At 59.1% G+C, this 18,520-nt stretch carries 19 protein-coding genes; 13 read left to right on the forward strand and 6 right to left on the reverse strand.

The window, feature by feature from the left end; genetic code table 11:
* Window positions 1-420 precede the first annotated feature (420 nt).
* The 4 genes from GKQ23_RS02140 to GKQ23_RS02155 all read left to right on the forward strand — a co-directional run bounded on the left by GKQ23_RS02140 (window position 421) and on the right by GKQ23_RS02155 (window position 3,181).
* A complete protein-coding gene (locus tag GKQ23_RS02140) occupies window positions 421-1,344 on the forward strand; it encodes a substrate-binding domain-containing protein (protein WP_056240596.1) in 924 nt (307 codons plus the stop codon).
* A gap of 264 nt (window positions 1,345-1,608) precedes the next feature.
* On the forward strand, window positions 1,609-2,502 hold the full coding sequence (locus GKQ23_RS02145) for an alpha/beta hydrolase (protein WP_212409651.1): 894 nt from the start codon (window positions 1,609-1,611) through the stop codon (window positions 2,500-2,502).
* A 128-nt stretch (window positions 2,503-2,630) separates the two neighbouring features.
* On the forward strand, window positions 2,631-2,870 hold the full coding sequence (locus GKQ23_RS02150) for a type II toxin-antitoxin system CcdA family antitoxin (protein ID WP_212409652.1): 240 nt from the start codon (window positions 2,631-2,633) through the stop codon (window positions 2,868-2,870).
* 2 nt (window positions 2,871-2,872) lie between these two features.
* Entirely contained in the window at window positions 2,873-3,181 is a 309-nt protein-coding gene (locus GKQ23_RS02155; RefSeq protein WP_212409653.1) for a CcdB family protein, read from the forward strand.
* Between the two features lie 54 nt (window positions 3,182-3,235).
* Here the strand turns inward: GKQ23_RS02155 and GKQ23_RS02160 are convergent, their stop codons facing one another.
* The 3 genes from GKQ23_RS02160 to GKQ23_RS02170 form a co-directional block, all read right to left on the reverse strand.
* A complete protein-coding gene (locus GKQ23_RS02160; RefSeq protein ID WP_212409654.1) occupies window positions 3,236-4,705 on the reverse strand; it encodes an aspartate aminotransferase family protein in 1,470 nt (489 codons plus the stop codon).
* A gap of 14 nt (window positions 4,706-4,719) precedes the next feature.
* Window positions 4,720-6,102 (reverse strand): diaminobutyrate--2-oxoglutarate transaminase, encoded by a 1,383-nt coding sequence (locus GKQ23_RS02165; RefSeq protein WP_056241170.1) that lies wholly within the window; start codon window positions 6,100-6,102, stop codon window positions 4,720-4,722.
* Window positions 6,103-7,041: 939 nt separating this feature from the next.
* Window positions 7,042-7,863: an alpha/beta fold hydrolase gene (locus GKQ23_RS02170; protein WP_212409655.1), complete on the reverse strand. Its 822-nt coding sequence runs from the start codon at window positions 7,861-7,863 to the stop codon at window positions 7,042-7,044.
* Window positions 7,864-8,156: 293 nt separating this feature from the next.
* Here GKQ23_RS02170 and GKQ23_RS02175 point away from each other — a divergent pair, with 293 nt between their 5' ends.
* From GKQ23_RS02175 to GKQ23_RS02185, 3 genes are read left to right on the forward strand one after another with little or no spacing between them, the layout of a single operon-like run.
* Window positions 8,157-8,798 carry a hydrolase gene (locus GKQ23_RS02175; protein ID WP_056241168.1) on the forward strand — a complete coding sequence of 214 codons (642 nt, stop codon included), beginning with the start codon at window positions 8,157-8,159 and terminating at the stop codon, window positions 8,796-8,798.
* 48 nt (window positions 8,799-8,846) lie between these two features.
* Window positions 8,847-9,266 carry a DoxX family protein gene (locus tag GKQ23_RS02180; protein WP_212409656.1) on the forward strand — a complete coding sequence of 140 codons (420 nt, stop codon included), beginning with the start codon at window positions 8,847-8,849 and terminating at the stop codon, window positions 9,264-9,266.
* Window positions 9,263-10,843, forward strand: coding sequence for an MFS transporter (locus GKQ23_RS02185; RefSeq protein WP_212409657.1), 1,581 nt, complete (start codon window positions 9,263-9,265; stop codon window positions 10,841-10,843). The genes GKQ23_RS02180 and GKQ23_RS02185 overlap by 4 nt, the downstream gene beginning before the upstream one ends.
* A gap of 60 nt (window positions 10,844-10,903) precedes the next feature.
* Here GKQ23_RS02185 and benD read toward each other — a convergent pair whose 3' ends face one another.
* Together benD and GKQ23_RS02195 are read right to left on the reverse strand one after the other, a co-directional pair.
* A complete protein-coding gene (benD, locus tag GKQ23_RS02190; protein ID WP_212409658.1) occupies window positions 10,904-11,683 on the reverse strand; it encodes a benzoate diol dehydrogenase BenD in 780 nt (259 codons plus the stop codon).
* A gap of 327 nt (window positions 11,684-12,010) precedes the next feature.
* The gene (locus GKQ23_RS02195; RefSeq protein WP_212409659.1) at window positions 12,011-12,919 is read right to left on the reverse strand and encodes a LysR substrate-binding domain-containing protein; all 909 of its coding nucleotides are present in this window, start codon (window positions 12,917-12,919) and stop codon (window positions 12,011-12,013) included.
* A gap of 130 nt (window positions 12,920-13,049) precedes the next feature.
* Here GKQ23_RS02195 and GKQ23_RS02200 point away from each other — a divergent pair, with 130 nt between their 5' ends.
* The 3 genes from GKQ23_RS02200 to GKQ23_RS02210 are packed head-to-tail and all read left to right on the forward strand — an operon-like array spanning window position 13,050 to window position 16,176.
* Window positions 13,050-13,691 (forward strand): hydrolase, encoded by a 642-nt coding sequence (locus GKQ23_RS02200; protein ID WP_056241168.1) that lies wholly within the window; start codon window positions 13,050-13,052, stop codon window positions 13,689-13,691.
* A 39-nt stretch (window positions 13,692-13,730) separates the two neighbouring features.
* Window positions 13,731-14,315: an antibiotic biosynthesis monooxygenase gene (locus tag GKQ23_RS02205; RefSeq protein ID WP_212409660.1), complete on the forward strand. Its 585-nt coding sequence runs from the start codon at window positions 13,731-13,733 to the stop codon at window positions 14,313-14,315.
* The gene (locus tag GKQ23_RS02210; RefSeq protein ID WP_056232787.1) at window positions 14,308-16,176 is read left to right on the forward strand and encodes an amidohydrolase; all 1,869 of its coding nucleotides are present in this window, start codon (window positions 14,308-14,310) and stop codon (window positions 16,174-16,176) included. The genes GKQ23_RS02205 and GKQ23_RS02210 overlap by 8 nt, the downstream gene beginning before the upstream one ends.
* Window positions 16,177-16,243: 67 nt before the next feature.
* On the opposite strand, the gene GKQ23_RS02215 is transcribed toward GKQ23_RS02210, so the two are convergent.
* Complete coding sequence (locus tag GKQ23_RS02215; protein ID WP_212409661.1) at window positions 16,244-16,645, reverse strand: VOC family protein; 402 nt, start codon at window positions 16,643-16,645, stop codon at window positions 16,244-16,246.
* Between the two features lie 211 nt (window positions 16,646-16,856).
* On the opposite strand from GKQ23_RS02215, the gene GKQ23_RS02220 reads away from it, so the two are divergent.
* The 3 genes from GKQ23_RS02220 to GKQ23_RS02230 all read left to right on the forward strand — a co-directional run bounded on the left by GKQ23_RS02220 (window position 16,857) and on the right by GKQ23_RS02230 (window position 18,513).
* Window positions 16,857-17,183, forward strand: coding sequence for a helix-turn-helix transcriptional regulator (locus tag GKQ23_RS02220; protein WP_212409662.1), 327 nt, complete (start codon window positions 16,857-16,859; stop codon window positions 17,181-17,183).
* Window positions 17,168-17,482 carry a HipA N-terminal domain-containing protein gene (locus GKQ23_RS02225; RefSeq protein ID WP_212409663.1) on the forward strand — a complete coding sequence of 105 codons (315 nt, stop codon included), beginning with the start codon at window positions 17,168-17,170 and terminating at the stop codon, window positions 17,480-17,482. The genes GKQ23_RS02220 and GKQ23_RS02225 overlap by 16 nt, the downstream gene beginning before the upstream one ends.
* Before the next feature lie 134 nt (window positions 17,483-17,616).
* Complete coding sequence (locus GKQ23_RS02230; RefSeq protein ID WP_249168466.1) at window positions 17,617-18,513, forward strand: HipA domain-containing protein; 897 nt, start codon at window positions 17,617-17,619, stop codon at window positions 18,511-18,513.
* The last annotated feature ends 7 nt before the right edge of the window (window positions 18,514-18,520 follow it).

Below are 18,520 nucleotides of genomic sequence, written 5' to 3' on the forward strand. Positions count from 1 at the left end.
GGTTATCTGCAACATTCGTATTGCCCACCGTCCGGAGTGTCCATTTTATAGACATGTTAAGTTGACATGTTCTTTTTATGTTCATTTTTCGAGCGCAAGAGGCGGTAAGAGCGGCGGCCTGCGGGGATCTGCCGCCTGGCACAGCCTTTGCTATGTCATCAGTACGACGATTTATCCCGCGGCAGGCGATCGCTAAGCGCCGGCAACGGGTAATGAAGAGTTGGGGGTATTGCGTCAGAAGGCCGGGCATCTGAGGGCAGCGGTAGTGCCCGGTCTGAACAGCGCATTTTCAGCAGTAAATCTCAGTGCGGTCAGCCCTGGCCGCTTTTTTACAACGCTTTACCGGCCGTTATCTGCAGGCCATTTTCCTATTGTTACCTTATAAAATAATAAATTACCTATACCTACAGGATTAACGCGATGAACACAAAAAAAGCCGGACTGTTAATTTTAGCGCTGTCGCTGGCGCCCGCTACCCAGGCGAAAGATCTGCGCGTTGGCGTGGCGCTGGCCAACTTTGACCTTAACTTTATCTCCATTCTGCGCACGCAGATGGCGGAGGAGATGAAAAAAGAGCAGATTCAGGGGCAGTTTGAAGACGCCAAGGGCGACGTGGCGGTTCAGGTGCAGCAGGTGGAGAACTTTATTAACCAGGGCGTCGATGCGATTATCCTTAACCCGGTGGATACCCAGGGCGTGAAGCGCATGATGGATGCGGCCAGCAAAGCCAGTATCCCGCTGATTTTCGTCAACCGTAAGCCGGAAGTGGAGCTGACCGGCAAAATGGGCTACGTCGGTTCAGATTCACTGCTGGGCGGGCGCATGGAGATGGAAGCGCTGGCCAAGCGCATGAACTACAAAGGCAACGTGGCGATCCTGATGGGCGCACTGTCGGCGGAAGAGGCGCGCCAGCGCACCAAAGCCACCGAAGAGGTGATCGCCAAATATAAGGATATGAAGGTGGTCGAGAAGCAGTCCGCCCAGTGGATGCGTAATGAAGCGGTCGATGTGACTTCCGGCTGGCTGCTCTCCGGCAATAAGATCGACGCGATTGCCGCCAACAACGATGAGATGGCGATCGGCGCGATTATGGCGCTGAACCAGAGCGGCAGAAAAGACGTGCTGGTGGCCGGCATCGACGGCACCCCGGACGCGCTGCAGTTTATTAAAAACGGCCGGCTGGCGCTGACCGTCTTCCAGGACGCGGCCGGGCAGGGCAGAGGCGCGGTGACCATGGTGAAACAGGTGATCGACGGCACCAGTAAAGATCGCTTTATGTGGATCCCCTATCAGGTGATCACCAAAGAGAACGTTGCGCAGTACGCGACGCAAAACGCTAAGTAATCGCCCGCGGGCCCCTGCGATCGGGGCCCGCTGCCCCTTCTGCCTCTGCCCGCCGCCGCCGACTTTTTCTCCGCTCAGGCTACCCGCCCGCCATTCCGCTAGTCTGCTGTGCATTTTCTTCAAATTTATTTTGCTAAGCCACAATAAAACTGTGACTCCTGTAGCATTTCTCTGGCAATGTGCATACTATTTCGCCGCTGAGATGCGCCGCCCGGGCGCTCAGCCACCAGATTCTGCCTACTCCTGAGAAACCGGACATGATCCATGATTAGCCGCCGCCGCCTGTTAATGGGCTCCGGCGCATTTTTGCTGGCAATGAGCACCGACAATCTGTTTGCCCGGCAGGACTTTTTCCCGCTGTGGCCGGACGAACCTCCTGGCGGCGGCGGGCCAAGCGGCGCGCTGCGTATTTCATCTAACGGTTCCTGGTCGAATATCGTCAGCCCCGGCATTCAGCGCTTTGTACCGGAACAGCCCAACGGTAAAGCGGTGCTGATCGCCGCCGGTGGCGGCTACCGCTGGATCGGCATGGGCCGCGAAGGCTGGCCGGTGGCGCGCTGGCTGAACAGCAAAGGCTACACCGCCTACGTGCTCAGCTACCGGCTGCCGGGGGAGCACTGGCAGGATGGCAACCGCGTGGCGCTGCAGGACGCTCAGCGGGCGATCCGTCTGGTGCGCTCGATGGAGAACAACGTGCATCTGCTGGGCTTTTCGGCGGGGGGGCATCTGCTGGGCATGGCGGCGGCGCGGCCGGATTTTGCCACCTACGCGCCGCAGGATAGCATCGACGAGATCGTGCCAAAGGCGGACAGCGTCGGGCTGATCTACCCGGTGATCACCCTGGAACCGCCCTACACTCACACCAATACCCACCTGATGATGGTCGGTAATCATCCCACGGCGGCGGAAGAGGCCAGCTGGTCGGTGCAGAATTACGTCACCCGCGCCTACCCGCCGCTGTTTATCGCTCAGGCCGAGGACGACCCGACCTCAGACCCGGAAAACAGCGTGATCATGACCGATACCTGCCGCCGCGTCGGCGTGCCGGTGCAGCAGATCCAGCTGTCGCGCGGCGGCCACGGCTTCGGCCTTGGCAAAGCCGGCACCCCGGCGGCGATCTGGGATGAAGCCTACGCGGTGTGGCTGGCGGCACGGTAGCTGGCGGTTAACTCGTCTGTGAGAATCTGCGAGTGGGACCGCAGCGGAAGATTAAACTTCGTACGCAGATGATTAGTTTTTGTATACTATTACCCTTGTCATGACACGTGTTCACTGCAGGGGTAATTATGTCCACATCATCCGCAACTCAGAAAAAAACCGTTAGCGTGACGCTCGATCCCGCCCTCTATGATGAGGCCCGCCGGGCAGGCATTAATCTCTCTGCTACCCTGGCAATTGCTTTACTCAGTGAGCTGCGCGCCACGGCTGCCAGACGCTGGCAGCAGGAAAATCAGCAGGGACTAGATGAACTCAACCGGATTACCGAAGAGAATGGTCTGTTGTCCGATCGCTACCGGGCCTTTTAATCATGCAGTACCGGGTTTATCGTAACCAGTCTGGATCGCAGAGCCACCCCTGGCTGCTTGACGTACAGAGCGACATTATCGGCCAGCTGAATACCCGCCTGGTCATACCGCTTTTCCCCCGCGATCGCTTTAAGGGAACTCAGCCAGTGAGGCTGTGCCCGGTCGTGAAGATAGAAGGGAAAGAGTATCTGGTTATGACGCATCAGATGGCCAGCGTGCTCAGCAGTATGCTGGGTGAAGAGATCACCAGTCTGGCTGCGCAGCGCGATGAGATCAAAGCCGCGATTGATTTTCTTCTGGCCGGATTTTAAGCAATAAAAAAGCCGGTAACAGAGTTACCGGCTTTTTCAGGCGTAGCAGGGCGATTACGCCAGCAGCTCATTCCCGGTCAGCTCAACCAGATCCAGCAGCTTAATGATGTCCTGCAGGGTCACGGTTGGGTTGAGCAGCGTCACCTTCAGACAGGTGATGCCGTTAGCTTCCGTCACGCCGACGTTGGCGCGGCCGGATTCCAGCAGCTTGTCACCGATCTTCTGGTTCAGCAGCGCGATATCCGCGTCGCTGGCGTTCGCCAGTGCCGCAGGACGGAAGCGGAACAGCACGCTGGCCAGCTGCGGCTTCATCACCAGCTCCAGCTCCGGCTGCTCAGTGACGTAGCCCGCCACCTGCTGTGCCAGGGTAACGCCGTGATCGATGATTTCAGCGTACTGCTGCTGACCCAGCGCTTCCAGGCCCATCCACAGCTTCAGTGCGTCGAAGCGGCGGGTGGTCTGCAGCGATTTGGAGACCAGGTTCGGTACGCCGGCCGCTTCGTCGAACTCAGAGTTCAGGTAAGCCGCCTGGTAGCGCATCAGCTCGTAGTGGCGCGCTTCCTTCAGCAGGAAGGCACCGCAGCTGATGGTCTGGAAGTACTGCTTGTGGAAGTCCAGGGTAATGGAATCCACCAGCTCGATGCCGTCCAGGTAGTGACGATACTGCTCAGACATCAGCAGCGCGCCGCCCCAGGCCGCATCAACGTGTACCCAGATCTGCTGTTCAGCCGCAAGCTGAGCAATTTCACGCAGCGGGTCGATCGCACCGGCGTCGGTGGTACCGGCGGTGGCGACGATCGCCAGGATCTGCTCGCCGTTGGCCTGCGCCTGCGCCACTTTCTCACGCAGATCGTTGATGTCCATCCGCGCGAATTCGTCGGTTTTCACCAGGGTCACGGACTGATAGCCGAGGCCCATCAGCGCCATGTTTTTCTGCACCGAGAAGTGGGCGTTTTCCGAGCACAGCACCTTAATCTTACGCAGATCGCCGGTCAGGCCATGCTGCTGGATCGAGTGCCCCTGGCGGGCGAAGAAGGCGTCACGCGCCAGCATCAGGCCCATCAGGTTGCTCTGGGTGCCGCCGCTGGTGAACACGCCGGCATCGCCGGCCTGGTAACCGACGCGGGTGCGCAGCCACTCAATCAGCTTCACTTCCATAATGGTGGCTGACGGGCTCTGGTCCCATGAGTCCATGCTCTGGTTGGTGGCGTTGATCAACACTTCCGCGGCCTGGCTGATCACCAGGCTCGGGCAGTGCAGGTGCGCCACGCACTGCGGGTGGTGCACCGACAGGCTGTCCTTCAGGAAGTACTCAATCGCGCGCTCGATAGCGGCCTGGTTACCCAGGCCCTGAGCGTTAAAATCAAGCTGAATGCGCTCGCGCAGCTCGGCAACAGATTTACCCTGATACATCTCAGGCTGCTGCAGCCACTGCACCACGGCCGCGCTGGTCTGGGCAATCGCCTGCTGGTAGGCCTCGGTGCTCTCGGCGGAGGCCGCCAGAATTGGATTTGTCCGGGACATCAACTTCACTCCACTCAGACTGGTTTTACACCAGCGGCTAACATCGCCTGTTCAAATTTATCCAGGAACACGCCCAGGTCTTCTTTGCTGATCAGCAGGGATGGCAACAGGCGCAGTACCGCACCGTGACGACCACCACGCTCCAGAATCAGACCGTTTTCGAAGCATTTTTTCTGAATCAGCGCAGACAGATCGCCGTCCGCCGGGTAGCAACCCAGCTGATCCTGTGCTTCCTGCGGCTTAACGAACTCAATGCCGAGCATCAGGCCCAGACCGCGCACGTGGCCGATCGCCGGGTAGCGCTTCTGCAGCTCGCCCAGTTTGCCCTTCAGCCATTCACCTTTCTCGGCAACGCTGTCAGCAATATTGTGCTCTTTCAGCAGCTTCAGCGTGGTCAGGCCGGTGGCCATCGCCAGCTGGTTGCCACGGAAGGTGCCGGTGTGGTGGCCAGGTGACCAGGCGTCGAACTGCTTCTTGATACCCAGCACGGCCAGCGGCAGACCGCCACCAACGGCTTTTGACATCACGATGATGTCCGGCTGAATGCCGGCGTGTTCGAAGGCGAAGAACTTACCGGTACGGGCAAAGCCCGCCTGCACTTCGTCGATGATCAGCAGAATGCCGTGCTCTTCGGTCACCTTACGGATGCGCTGCAGCCACTCGGCCGGCGCCGGGTTCACGCCGCCTTCACCCTGAACGGCTTCCAGAATCACCGCCGCAGGTTTGCGCACGCCGCTCTCAACGTCGTTGATCAGGTTTTCGAAGTAGTAAGTCAGCGCTTTCACGCCAGCCTCACCGCCGATACCCAGCGGGCAGCGGTACAGGTGCGGGTAAGGCATAAACTGCACTTCCGGCATCATGCCGTCTACCGCTTCTTTCGGCGACAGGTTACCGGTCACGGACAGTGCGCCGTGAGTCATACCGTGGTAGCCGCCGGAGAAGCTGATCACGCCGGCACGGCCGGTCACTTTTTTCGCCAGCTTCAGCGCGGCTTCCACGGCGTCAGCGCCGGAAGGGCCGGTGAACTGCAGGCAGTACTCTTTACCCGCTCCAGGCAGTAACGAGAGCAGATACTCAGAGAACTGGTCCTTCAGTGGCGTCGTCAGGTCAAGAGTATGTAACGGCAAGCCGCTGGTAATGACATTTTGGATGCTTTGCAGAACATCAGGATGGTTGTGTCCAAGCGCCAGCGTTCCCGCACCGGCCAGGCAGTCAAGATACTGATTACCTTCAACATCGGTAATCCACGCGCCCTGAGCTTTCGCAATTGCAAACGGCAACTTACGCGGATAGCTCCTCACATTCGACTCAAATTCAGCCTGTCTGGCTAAAAAGGTCGCGTTGTTTCCCTCTACAGAATTCACATTCAAACTATCAATACGGACTTTATCCGTCATCATATCTCTCCTACAACCGAGCGTGCTCAACACGCCGCAATTGATTAAATGAATAAAAATGAAGCTCATCGGCTAAAAAACGCGGCCAATATATGGCTTTTTAGTTCTGACCTCAATAATTTATTTTGTTCAACGTTGTTAATGCATTGCCCGGGGTGACGCCAGGCTGATGATTTATTGAGCGATCGCATAAAAAAGGCCGCTTTCACGCGGAAGATTTTTTTACAAAAAACTGCGTTTTCCTCATATCTGACGCGGCCTCAGCGGGGGTTTACCCCTGCGCTGGTCCGGCCACTTCGCCCAGCGGGTCGTCATCTAAAATTCATCCTGACTCTGCCGTTTTACCGCGCAGATTTGCCTTAAAACGGCGATAAGATCTTTCTTACTATTCAGCAGGTAAACTTTAAGGTTATCGCCATATAACCTTAATAAAAACGCAGGATAAGCCCAATGTTCAAAATACATCTAAAACAGTAATGATATTAATAATCCATCTCCCAACGGCATTAAAAGCCGCCCGCCAAGCCTCCACAGCCAATTTATGCCAGCTCACAGGCGTTTAAAAACACCCAGTCAACAAACCAGTCAATTTTTCGGGAGGGCAGTGGGATGAGCCCGGAGCGGGGTAACCCGCGGAGGGTCGCCCGCATGACCCTGTGAATCTCGATCACAAAGACAACGCGCCCTAAGACCCACATTCAACAAACCGGTCAATTTTTCGGGAGGGCAGTGGGATGAGCCCGGAGCGGGGTAACCCGTGGAGGGTCGCCCGCATGACCCTGTGAATCTCGATCACAAAGACAACGCGCCCTAAGACCCACATTCAACAAACCGGTCAATTTTTCGGGAGGGCAGTGGGATGAGCCCGGAGCGGGGTAACCCGTGGAGGGTCGCCCGCTGACAGGCCCGGTGAATCTCGATCAACCAGACAACGCGCCTTTACAGTGTCTGCAGAAACGCCAGCAGATCCTGGTTCAGCCGATCCTGATGCGTCACCGCAAAGCCGTGCGGCGCGTTCTCATACACCTTCAGCGCCGCGCCCTTAATCTGCTGCGCCGCCAGCTTACCGGTGGTCTCAAACGGCACCACCTGATCATTATCACCGTGGATCACCAGCGTCGGCACATCCACCTTCGCCAGATCGCCACGGAAATCGGTGGTCTCAAAGGCAGTCACACAGTCAATGGTGCCCTTCAGCGACGCCAGCAGCGCAATATTCAGCGTCTGAGCCAGCACGCCTTCAGACACCGTCTGCCCGGCATTCAGCCCGAAGAACGGCGTGGCAAAATCACTGATAAACTGTGCGCGGTCTTTACGCAGACCGTCGCGAATCCCGTCAAATACCGAGCCATCCACCCCGCCTGCAAAGCCCGATGCCTGACCAAAGGCCGGCGTCACCGCGCCCAGCAGCACCAGGCCGCGAACCCGCGCCGAACCGTAACGGCCAACGTAGCGCGACACGTCGCCGCCGCCCATTGAGAAGCCCACCAGCGTCACGTCCTGCAGATCCAGATGGTTAATCAGGTCGTTGATGTCAGAGGCGAAGGTATCGTAGTTGTAACCCTCCCACGGCTGCTCAGAACGGCCAAAGCCGCGACGATCAAAGGCGATCACCCGGTAGCCGTTTTCGGCGAGGAAATTCAGCTGGCTGTCCCACATATCGGCGTCCAGCGGCCAGCCGTGGCTGAACAGTACCGGCTTACCCTTGCCCCAGTCTTTGTAATAAATCTGCGTGCCGTCCTGCGTGTTGTAGGTGCTCATGTTCATTCCTCAAAAGGTGGATTACGTGGTGTGATTAAAAGCGTAGTCGTAATTTACTGAGAATGAAAAGGGGATATTTTTAACGAGTTGTCAGAAAATTTCGAACGACTTACCGTTATGAATTTTATGGATAAATTCTTCTATATACCGCAAAAAACCGTGTCAAAAAAAACTCAACAACTTAGCAAATTCTTTCCGCTATCCCGTTTTTTAAACCCGACGTAATCTTATTTCCAGCAGCAACAAACCCACACAGAAATGTGAAAACTGAAAAAATTTAAGAGGAACTGAAAATGTCTAAATTCGACCTGCTGGACCCACAGAACTCCACCCTGATCTTTATCGACCATCAGCCGCAGATGTCGTTCGGCGTCGCCAACATCGACCGCCAGCAGCTGAAAAACAACACCGTGGCGCTGGCCAAAGCGGGCAAAATTTTTAACGTTCCGACCATTTACACCTCGGTGGAAACCGAAAGCTTCAGCGGCTACATCTGGCCGGAGCTGCTGGCGGTGCACCCGGAGGTGCAGCCGATTGAGCGTACCTCGATGAACTCCTGGGAAGATGCGGCCTTCGTGGCGGCGGTGAAAGCCACCGGCCGTAAGAAGCTGATTATCTCCGCCCTGTGGACGGAAGTGTGCCTGACCTTCCCGGCGCTGATGGCGCTGAAAGAGGGCTTCGAGGTGTACGTGGTGACCGATACGTCAGGCGGCACCAGCGTCGACGCCCACGAGCGTTCGATTGACCGCATGGTGCAGGCGGGCGCGGTGCCGGTGACCTGGCAGCAGGTGCTGCTGGAGTACCAGCGTGACTGGGCGCGCAAAGAGACCTACGACGCGGTAATGGACCTGGTGCGCGAGCACAGCGGCGCCTACGGTATGGGCGTGGATTATGCCTACACCCTGGTACACAAAGCCCCGGCCCGTAAAGCCTGATTATCCCTTAACGCCGGAAGCCACCGTGGCTTCCGGCAGGAGCCTGCCATGCGTAATTCCCCTGTTTTTGCTCTGCCTGCTTCACCGATCTCATCAACGGCCGTCCGCTGGCTGGCGCTGCTGGCACTCTGTTCTGCGTATCTGCAGGGCGGGCTGGTCAAACTGCTGGACTTCCCCGGAGCCATCGCGGAAATGCAGCATTTTGGCCTGTCACCGGCGGCACCGATGGCGATGGCGGTGATTGTGCTGGAACTGGGCGCGTCACTGCTGATCCTCAGCGGCCGGTTACGCTGGCTGGGCGCGCTGGCGCTGGCGCTGTTTACCCTCGCCGCCACCTTTATGGCTAACCGCTTCTGGCAGGTGCCGGTTGCGGAACGCGGGATGGTGATGAACGGTTTCTTTGAGCACCTCGGCCTGGCGGGCGCGCTGGTGTACGTCGCATGGCATGATTTACGGAGCCAGAAATGAGCCAGAGCAGTGAGACGGGTGCTTTCGCACCGCTGAAGCAGGGGCTGTTCGCGATGATCTGGGCGGCCACCATCCTCGGTAACACCGGCAGCTTTATGCGTGACGTCGCCAGTTCGTGGCTGGTGACCGGGCTGTCGTCGAATCCGGCCGCCGTGGCGCTGATGCAGACCGCCGCCACCCTGCCGATTTTTCTGCTGGCGATCCCGGCCGGTGTGTTGTCTGACATCCTTGACCGCCGTCGCCTGCTGATTTTTGTTCAGCTGCTGCTGGCCAGCGTCAGCGCCACGCTGCTGATTCTGTCGCAGAACAACCTGCTGACCGTTGAGTACCTGGTGGCGCTGACCTTTATCGGCGGTATCGGCGCGGCGCTGATGGGCCCGGCCTGGCAGGCGATCGTGCCGGAACTGGTGGCGCGGCCGCAGCTGAAAAACGCCGTGGCGCTGAACTCGCTTGGCATCAATATTGCCCGCGCCGTCGGCCCGGCCACCGGCGGCCTGCTGCTGGCGGCGCTGGGTGCCTGGGCAGCCTACGGGGCCGACGTGCTGAGCTATGTGTTTGTCATCGCCGCGCTGCTGCTGTGGAAGCGCCCGCACAAGCCGCAGAACGAACTGTCCGAGCACTTCCTCGGCGCGTTCCGTGCCGGTATCCGCTACGTGAAGGCCAGCCGCGAGCTGCACCGGGTGCTGCTACGTTCGGCCATCTACTTCTTCTTCGCCAGCGCCATCTGGGCACTGCTGCCGCTGGTTGCCCGCAATCTGCTGCAGGGAACGGCCGGGTATTATGGCGTGATGCTGGGGGCGGTGGGTATTGGTGCGATTGTCGGCGCGCTGCTGCTGCCGACGCTGCGCCAGCGGATGAACGTGGACGGGCTGATGCTGGTGTCGGCGCTGCTCTCCGCCGCCGTGATGCTGCTGATTGCCCTGCTGCCGGTTAAGGCGCTGGCGCTGCCGCTGATGGTACTGCTGGGCGTCAGCTGGATTATCGCGCTGACCTCGCTGAACGGGGTGGCGCAGTCGGTGCTGCCGGACTGGGTGCGCGGTCGTGGCCTGGCGGTGTACCTGATGATTTTCAACGGCGCGATGGCGGCCGGCAGCCTGTTCTGGGGGCTGGTTGCCGCGAAAACAGGCCTGGTGGCAACGCTGCTGACTGCTGCCGTCGTGCTGACCCTGTCGGCGATTATCTGCCTGCGCATTAAGCTGCCGGCCGGTGAAGCGGATCTGCAGCCGTCCGGCCACTGGGACGAACCGCAGATCAACGGTGACGTAACCGCCGACCGCGGCCCGGTAATGATTCAGATTGAGTACCGGATTGCGCAGGAGGATCGCCCGGCGTTTCTGGCGGAGATTAAGAAACTGTCGCTGACCCGCCGCCGTGACGGTGCCTATGCCTGGGGCATTGCCGAACACAGCCACGACGCGAATAAGCTGATTGAGTGGTTCCTGGTCGAGTCATGGCACGAGCATCTGCGCCAGCACCAGCGCGTTTCCAACGCCGATGCCGATCTGCAGAGCAGCGTGACCCGCTTCCACCAGGGTGAGGAGAAACCGCAGGTGCACCACTTTATTTCGCTGCATTAAATGTAATCAGCCGGTTGTGAAGACCCGTCAGTACGATTAACGTCGTGCTGACGGGTTTTTTCATCCCAAATCGCCCCCCGCCACCGGCAGTACCGTGCCGGTGATATAGCTGGCCTCGTCGCTGGCGAGGAACAGGATCGCGGCGGCCTGCTCCGCCAGCGTGCCGTAGCGGTGCAGCAGGCTGGCGGTGCAGGTCTGATCCACCACCTGCTGATACCAGCTCTGCTCCTGGTCTGATGCGGTTTCCTGATTACGCGGCGTCAGCCGTGGCGGCGCCTCGGTGCCGCCGGGGGCGGTGGCGTTGATGCGAATGCCGTGCTGCGCGTACTCCATCGCCAGCGAGCGGGTCAGCGCGTTCACGCCACCTTTACTGGCCGAGTAGGGCACGCGGTTGATGCCTGCGGTGGCGGTGGAGGAGACGTTAACAATGCTGCCGCCGCCCTGCGCCAGCATTAGCGGCAGCACCGCGCGGCAGCCCCACAGCGCCGGAAACAGCGAGCGGCGCACCTCCGCTTCTATCTGCTGCGAGCTGTATTCCGCGAAGGGGCGTGCCCATATCGTGCCGCCGACGTTATTGATCAGCACGTCAATGCGCCCGTAATGCGCCTGCACTTTATCCACGGCGCGTGACGTTGCCTGCCACTGTTCCAGGTCGGCACGCAGCGCCAGGACCTCAGCGCCGTTTTTTTCCAGTTCTTCCTGCCGCGCCCAGACGTAACCGGCGCGGTCAATCAGCGCCAGCCTGGCGCCTTCCGCCGCCGCCCGTTCGGCCACCGCGCGGCCGATGCCCTGCGCGGCTCCGGTGACTACCATCACTTTTCCTGTAAAACGTCCGTTCATACTGCCTCCCTGTCTGTAATGGGGCAGGCGCAGGCGGGTGCCGCGCCTGAAATCCTGATAACACCGGCAGTATTTCCCGATCGTTTCGCCAGATGCTATGGGAGGAATTACGATAAAAGACCGGCAAGGCAACGCCGGGCTGAGCGGATCCCGCCCCAGTTGCGCTGGCGCGTATACCGGGGCAGAAGAGTGAAACGGCTTCCGGCAGAGAGGAAAGAGGAAAGAGAGAAGAGGGAAGCGATAATTTAGCTGAAACCGCTCTGTCGCGCGGATTCAGTCTGTGACCACTCAGCTAACCGGCCAGCAGGGCGCTGGCCGGCAATGCCATTACAGCGGCGCGTACACCGAGCTGATACCCTCAAAGTTCTGCAGCTTCTCACGCCACCAGCTGGCGGCGTTGCCGCTTGAGGTCTTGTTCCAGGCGAGGAACGCCTCGTCGCGGCGCGCTTCGCTGTCCAGCTGGCGCTCGACCAGCCGGCCGCTGGCCAGGTGCGGGGCGGCCAGGTAGCGCGGCAGATAGCCGCAGCCCAGCCCGTCCAGCTGCGCCTGTACCTTATCCGCGAAGCTGTGCACGCTGAGGATCGGCTGGTCGTCCAGCACCCGCAGGTCAATGCCTTCGGCGTGGCGTGAGCTGTCGTTGACCACCACCGCGCGGTACTGGCGGATCTGCTCGCGCAGCAGCGGGCCGGGCAGCGCCGCCAGCGGGTGATCGGGGGCGATGGCAAACGCGTACTCCAGCCACCCCACCGGCACGTAGTCAATGCCGCCCTGGCGCGCCGGCGGCTGCACCGCGCCAAACACGATATCCGCTTCGCCGTAGCTCAGCGCTTCCCAGCAGCCGGCCAGCACGTCGTGACGGAACAGCAGCCGGGTGTGCTGGTGATGCTGGTAAAACTCGTCGATCAGCGGCGACAGCAGCGCAAACGGCACCGAAGCATCGAGGCTGATGGTCAGCTTGCTCTCCCAGCCGCTTTCAACGTACTGCGCCTGCTGCTCCAGCTCGCCGACGGCGCGCAGCAGCACCCGCCCCTTCTCCAGCATCAGCCGCCCGGTGGGCGTAAAGGTGGCGCGGTGGCCGGAGCGATCCAGCAGGGTGATGTTCAGATCGCTCTCCATCTTCTGCACGGTATAGCTCAGCGCGGAGGCGGTTTTAAACAGCCTGGCCGCGGCCGCGGCAAAGGTGCCGTGGCGGTCCAGCGCATCCAGAATCAGCAGCGCTTCAAGGTTTAATCGCATGGTTTTCCCCAACCCAAAAATTGTTTAACAACAACCCGAATTCTTTCCGTTATCAACGCAGGCCCGCATTTCGTATTGTGTCAACACGCAAGACGAACCGAAAAAAATCAAACTTACTGAGGATGTAAAAATGTCTAAATTCGACCTGCTGGACCCACAGAACTCCACCCTGATCTTTATCGACCATCAGCCGCAGATGTCGTTCGGCGTCGCCAACATCGACCGCCAGCAGCTGAAAAATAATACCGTGGCGCTGGCCAAAGCGGGCAAGATTTTTAACGTTCCGACCATTTACACCTCGGTGGAAACCGAAAGCTTCAGCGGCTACATCTGGCCGGAGCTGCTGGCGGTGCACCCGGAGGTGCAGCCGATTGAGCGTACCTCGATGAACTCCTGGGAAGATGCGGCCTTCGTGGCGGCGGTGAAAGCCACCGGCCGTAAGAAGCTGATTATCTCCGCCCTGTGGACGGAAGTGTGCCTGACCTTCCCGGCGCTGATGGCGCTGAAAGAGGGCTTTGAGGTGTACGTGGTGACCGATACGTCCGGCGGCACCAGCGTCGACGCCCACGAGCGTTCGATTGACCGCATGGTGCAGGCGGGCGCGGTGCCGGTGACCTGGCAGCAGGTGCTGCTGGAGTACCAGCGTGACTGGGCGCGCAAAGAGACCTACGACGCGGTAATGGACCTGGTGCGCGAGCACAGCGGCGCCTACGGTATGGGCGTGGATTACGCCTACACCCTGGTACACAAAGCCCCGGCCCGTAAAGCCTGATCGCGGCCCCCTGACGGGGGCATGTAAAAGGAGAGCACCGTGGATTATCCGCATCAGCCCGATCACGTCACCCTGGTGATCACCCACCGCCTGCTGGCGGGAAAGCAGGAAGAGTATCAGCGCTGGCTGGAAAAAGTGATGCCGCAGGCGGCACTGTTTGAGGGGCATCTTGGGGTGAACGTGCTGCGCCCGGTACACGGCGAGCAGACGTGGACGGTGCTGATACGGTTCGACAGCCTGGATAATCTTTACCACTGGATTAACTCTGAACAGCGTAAGACGCTGCTCACCGAGCTGCCGCCGCTGCTGTGCGGGCCGGAACATATTGAGGTGCGCCCGGGAGCCGCCTTCTGGTTTACGCCACCGACAGCAGAACGCCAGCCGCCGAAAAAGTGGAAGCAGTTTCTGCTGACGCTGGCGGTGATCTTTCCCTCCACTAACCTGGTGCCGTGGTTCTGGCATCAGCTGCTGCCGGCGGCAACCGGCACGCTGTGGGGACATTTACTGAACGATGCCTGTGTTGTCGCATTAGTGGTGTATATCTGGATGCCGGCATTAACCACCTTACTGAAAAACTGGCTGGCCCCGCGCGGCAGCAAAGCCCTGGAGAGTAACGATGAATAACGCCTCACTGATTCTGACTAACGGTAAGTTCCACACGGTGGACCGTGAAAACCCGCTGGCGACGGCGGTAGCGATTAAAGACGGTAAATTCCTCGCGGTGGGCAGCGAAGCGGAGGTGATGCAGTTTGCCGGTGAGGCAACGCAGGTGGTGGATCTGCACGGGCACACCGGTATTCCGGGGCTGAACGACTCGCACCTGCACCTGATCCGCGGCGGTCTGAACTATAACCTTGAGCTGCGCTGGGAAGGCGTGCCCTCGCTGGCCGACGCGCTGCGCATGCTGAAAGAGCAGGCGCTGCGAACGCCAAATCCGCAGTGGGTGCGGGTGGTGGGCGGCTGGAACGAGTTCCAGTTTGCCGAGCGCCGCATGCCGACGCTGGACGAGATCAACGAAGCGGCACCGGATACGCCGGTGTTTATCCTGCACCTGTATGACCGCGCGCTGCTCAACCGCGCCGCGCTGAAGGTGGTGGGCTACACCCGCGACACGCCAAACCCGCCGGGCGGCGAGATCCAGCGCGACGGCAACGGCAATCCGACCGGGCTGCTGATCGCCCGTCCCAACGCGATGCTGCTCTACTCCACGCTGGCGAAAGGGCCGAAGCTGCCGCTGGATCAGCAGGTTAACTCGACCCGCCAGTTTATGCGCGAGCTGAACCGACTCGGGCTGACCAGCGCGATTGATGCCGGCGGCGGTTTCCAGAACTATCCGGACGACTATGAAGTCATCAGCGAGCTGCACGCTAAGAAGCAGCTGACCGTACGTATCGCCTATAACCTGTTTACCCAGCGGCCGGGCCACGAGCTGGAAGATTTCGAGAAGTGGACCGATATGCTGTCGCCGGGCCAGGGCACCGATTTCTACCGCCATAACGGCGCGGGCGAGATGCTGGTGTTCTCCGCCGCCGACTTTGAGGATTTCCTGGAGCCGCGCCCGGACCTGGCGCCGGGTATGGAAGATGAGCTGGAGCGCGTGGTGCGTCACCTTGTGGAACACCGCTGGCCGTTCCGCCTGCATGCCACTTACAACGAGTCGATCAGCCGCATGCTGAACGTGTTCGAGAAGGTCAACCGTGAGATCCCGTTTGACGGCCTGCACTGGATCTTTGACCATGCGGAGACCATTACCGAAGCCAACATTGAGCGTGTGAAGGCGCTGGGCGGCGGCATCGCGGTACAGCACCGCATGGCCTTCCAGGGCGAATACTTTGCCGAGCGCTACGGCCATGAAGCGGTGAAGCAGACGCCGCCGGTGGCGAAGATGCTGGAGATGGGCGTGCCGGTCGGGCTGGGCACCGATGCCACCCGCGTGGCCAGCTATAACCCGTGGACCGCGCTCTACTGGCTGGTGTCCGGCCGCACCGTCGGCGGCATGGCGATGTATGACGTGAACGCCCGTCTGGATCGTGAAACCGCGCTGATGCTGTGGACCCAGGGCAGCGCCTGGTTCTCCAGCGAGCAGGGCAAGAAAGGGCAGATTAAGGTGGGGCAGCTGGCCGACCTGGCCATTCTGTCAAAAGACTACTTCAGCGTGCATGAGGAAGAGATCAAAGGCATCGAGTCGGTGATGACCGTGGTGAACGGCGACGTGGTGTATGCTGCCGGCCGCTTCAGCCCGCTGTCACCGCCGCCGATCGTCGTGCTGCCGGAGTGGTCACCGGTGGTGACGGTGCCGGGTCACTGGCGTTCTGCGCCGCCGCAGGCCCACGGCCGTGCCGCTTTTGCTTCACAGCCGCACCAGTGCAGCGGTCCGTGCGGCGTGCACAGCCACTCGCACGATGTCGCCCGCCACTCCGGCGTGCCGGTATCTGACGATAATGCCTTCTGGGGCGCGCTGGGCTGTTCGTGCTTTGCGTTCTGATTAAGTGACTCAGGGAGGGCCGTGTGCGAGAGCATACGGCTATTTTTTTATTACAAAACGGACAGCATCAGCCCTGCGCGTTCTGATAGAGATCCCAGCGGTTACCGTACAGGTCCTCAAAGACCACCACGGTGCCGTACGCTTCCTCGCGCGGTGCTTCGCAGAACGTCACGCCTTTTTCCTTCATCGCCGTGTAATCCCGCCAGAAATCATCGGTCTGCAGGAACAGGAATACGCGGCCTCCGGCCTGATCGCCGATAAAGCCTGACTGCCGTTCACTGGAGGCGCGTGCCAGCAGCAGATTGCAGTCGCTTCCGGGAGCTGGCGTCACCACCACCCAGCGTTTGCCCGGCTGCGGGGTGTCTTCGACCAGGGTGAAACCCAGTTTCTGGGTGTAGTACTCAATTGCCCTGTCGTAGTCATCAACCACGATTGCCACATAGCCGAGACATCTTTTTTGGGTGCGCATCGTTTTCTCCTTGAGTTTTATGCAGCATATTTGACCTGTTTTAACTTTAAAAGGTTATTTTTGGTCGTTTAATGATAAGGTGAAAATGCAATTGGTCATATTTTGACTTTTATTTTATTTTTAAAATTAAATGGCTTTTATATGACCTTTTAGTGTTGTTAATGACAAAAAATGAGCTAAAATGTAAAAATAGTTAACTTGAGGCTCAAATATGAACCATGAAACGTCAGAAACGTCCTTAGCAAGGCTACAGACCATTGCGACGCTGGTAGACGAGCTCAAAAATGAATTTGCAGCCGGGCAGCGTGAGAGTGCTGCTTTGACCGAACGGCAAAAGATCCACTCGCTGCCTGCACTTGGCGCACAGCTGAACCAGCGGCGTAAAGCGCTGGGCATCGATCTGGCCACGCTGGAGCTGCAAACCGGTCTCTCGGTTTCCACGCTTAAGCGTCTGTTTAAAGACCCGGAGCAGGTCAAATTTGGCAGCGTGTACGTGGTGGCTGACGCGTTGGGAGTGACGCTATGCGCCGTCGTGTAACCGTCTGGCTGTACGATCGGCCGGTCGGTGTTCTGAGCCAGAATGAGCAGGGTTATCTTTTTGAGTACCACGCGGATTATGCGGGACCGGCGCTGTCACTCAGCCTTCCGGTGGAGCGGCGTAGCTTCCCCCGCGCGACGCTGCATCCGTTTTTCGCCTCACTGGCGCCGGAGGGCTGGCTGAAGCGGCGTTACAGCCAGCTACAAAAAATCGACGAGCGCGATCTGCTGGGGCTGTTGATTAACAACGGGGAAAATTTACTGGGTGCGGTCAGACTTAGCGTGGAGGAGAGATCATGACGCGTTGTCGGATACTGCTGACGCCGCTCAACGGGGAAGCGGCACGGGCGAAAGGTTACAGTGTCGGTGGACTGAAGGCACTGACGGGGCAGAGTCGAACCGAACCGCAACTGAGTTTTACCCGATCGCAGTTTGTGCAGGAACTGCCGCAAAAGCAGAAGGGAATGAGTATTTCTGGCTATCAGCCCAAGCTACAGATGATTCTGCAGGATCTGGAGTTTACGGTTATCGATAAACAGGGTGAGTACATTCTTAAGCCTTCTCCGGTTGAGTTTCCCCGGCTGGCTGAAAATGAACATGCCACCATGACGCTGATGAGCCGGCTTGGATTTGACGTTCCCCCCTGTGGCCTGCTGGCATTCCGGTCAGAACAGGCGGGCGATGAGGAGGAATATGCTTTCGTAATTAAGCGTTTTGACCGAACAGCCGGGGGCAAAGGTGTCCATCATGAGCAATTGGATGCAGCGATGGACATCGATGAAAAGTACGGAAAAATCGCCGATGACGGCAAGTCATGGATCAGCTACGAACAGATAGCCCGCTTTCTGGTTGCGAATGTGAACGATAACCTGGCATTCAGAATCGATCTGTTCCGGCGCATTGTTTATGCATATCTGCTGGGTAATAACGATATGCACCTGCGTAATTTCGGTCTGCTACTACCGCAGGATAAGCCGCCGCAGCTTTCGCCGCTGTATGACTTTGTCTCCGTGGTGCCCTATCAGGCGTACTTTACTGCACCGCTGGCGCTGCCGCTGCTGGCCTGTGAAGAAGGCGATAAAGCACTGGCCGGCGGATTCAGCACCCGTTATGGCGAGTATCTCGGAATGGATTTTTTAGTACTGGCAGAGAGCATTGGTCTGAGTAAAAGGCTTACCGCCGCGTTACTGACAGACTTAGTGAAAGAGCAGGAGATTGTAGAGTCAACGTACCGGGAATCCTTTATGCCGGAGGACGATGTCGAGGCGGTGCTGCGTTACTACCGTTCCCGGTTGAGCAGGCTGCAGATACTCGATGAACCGGCACTCTGATCAAAAA

It is taken from the genome of Erwinia sp. E602 (assembly GCF_018141005.1).
Classification (GTDB): domain Bacteria; phylum Pseudomonadota; class Gammaproteobacteria; order Enterobacterales; family Enterobacteriaceae; genus Erwinia.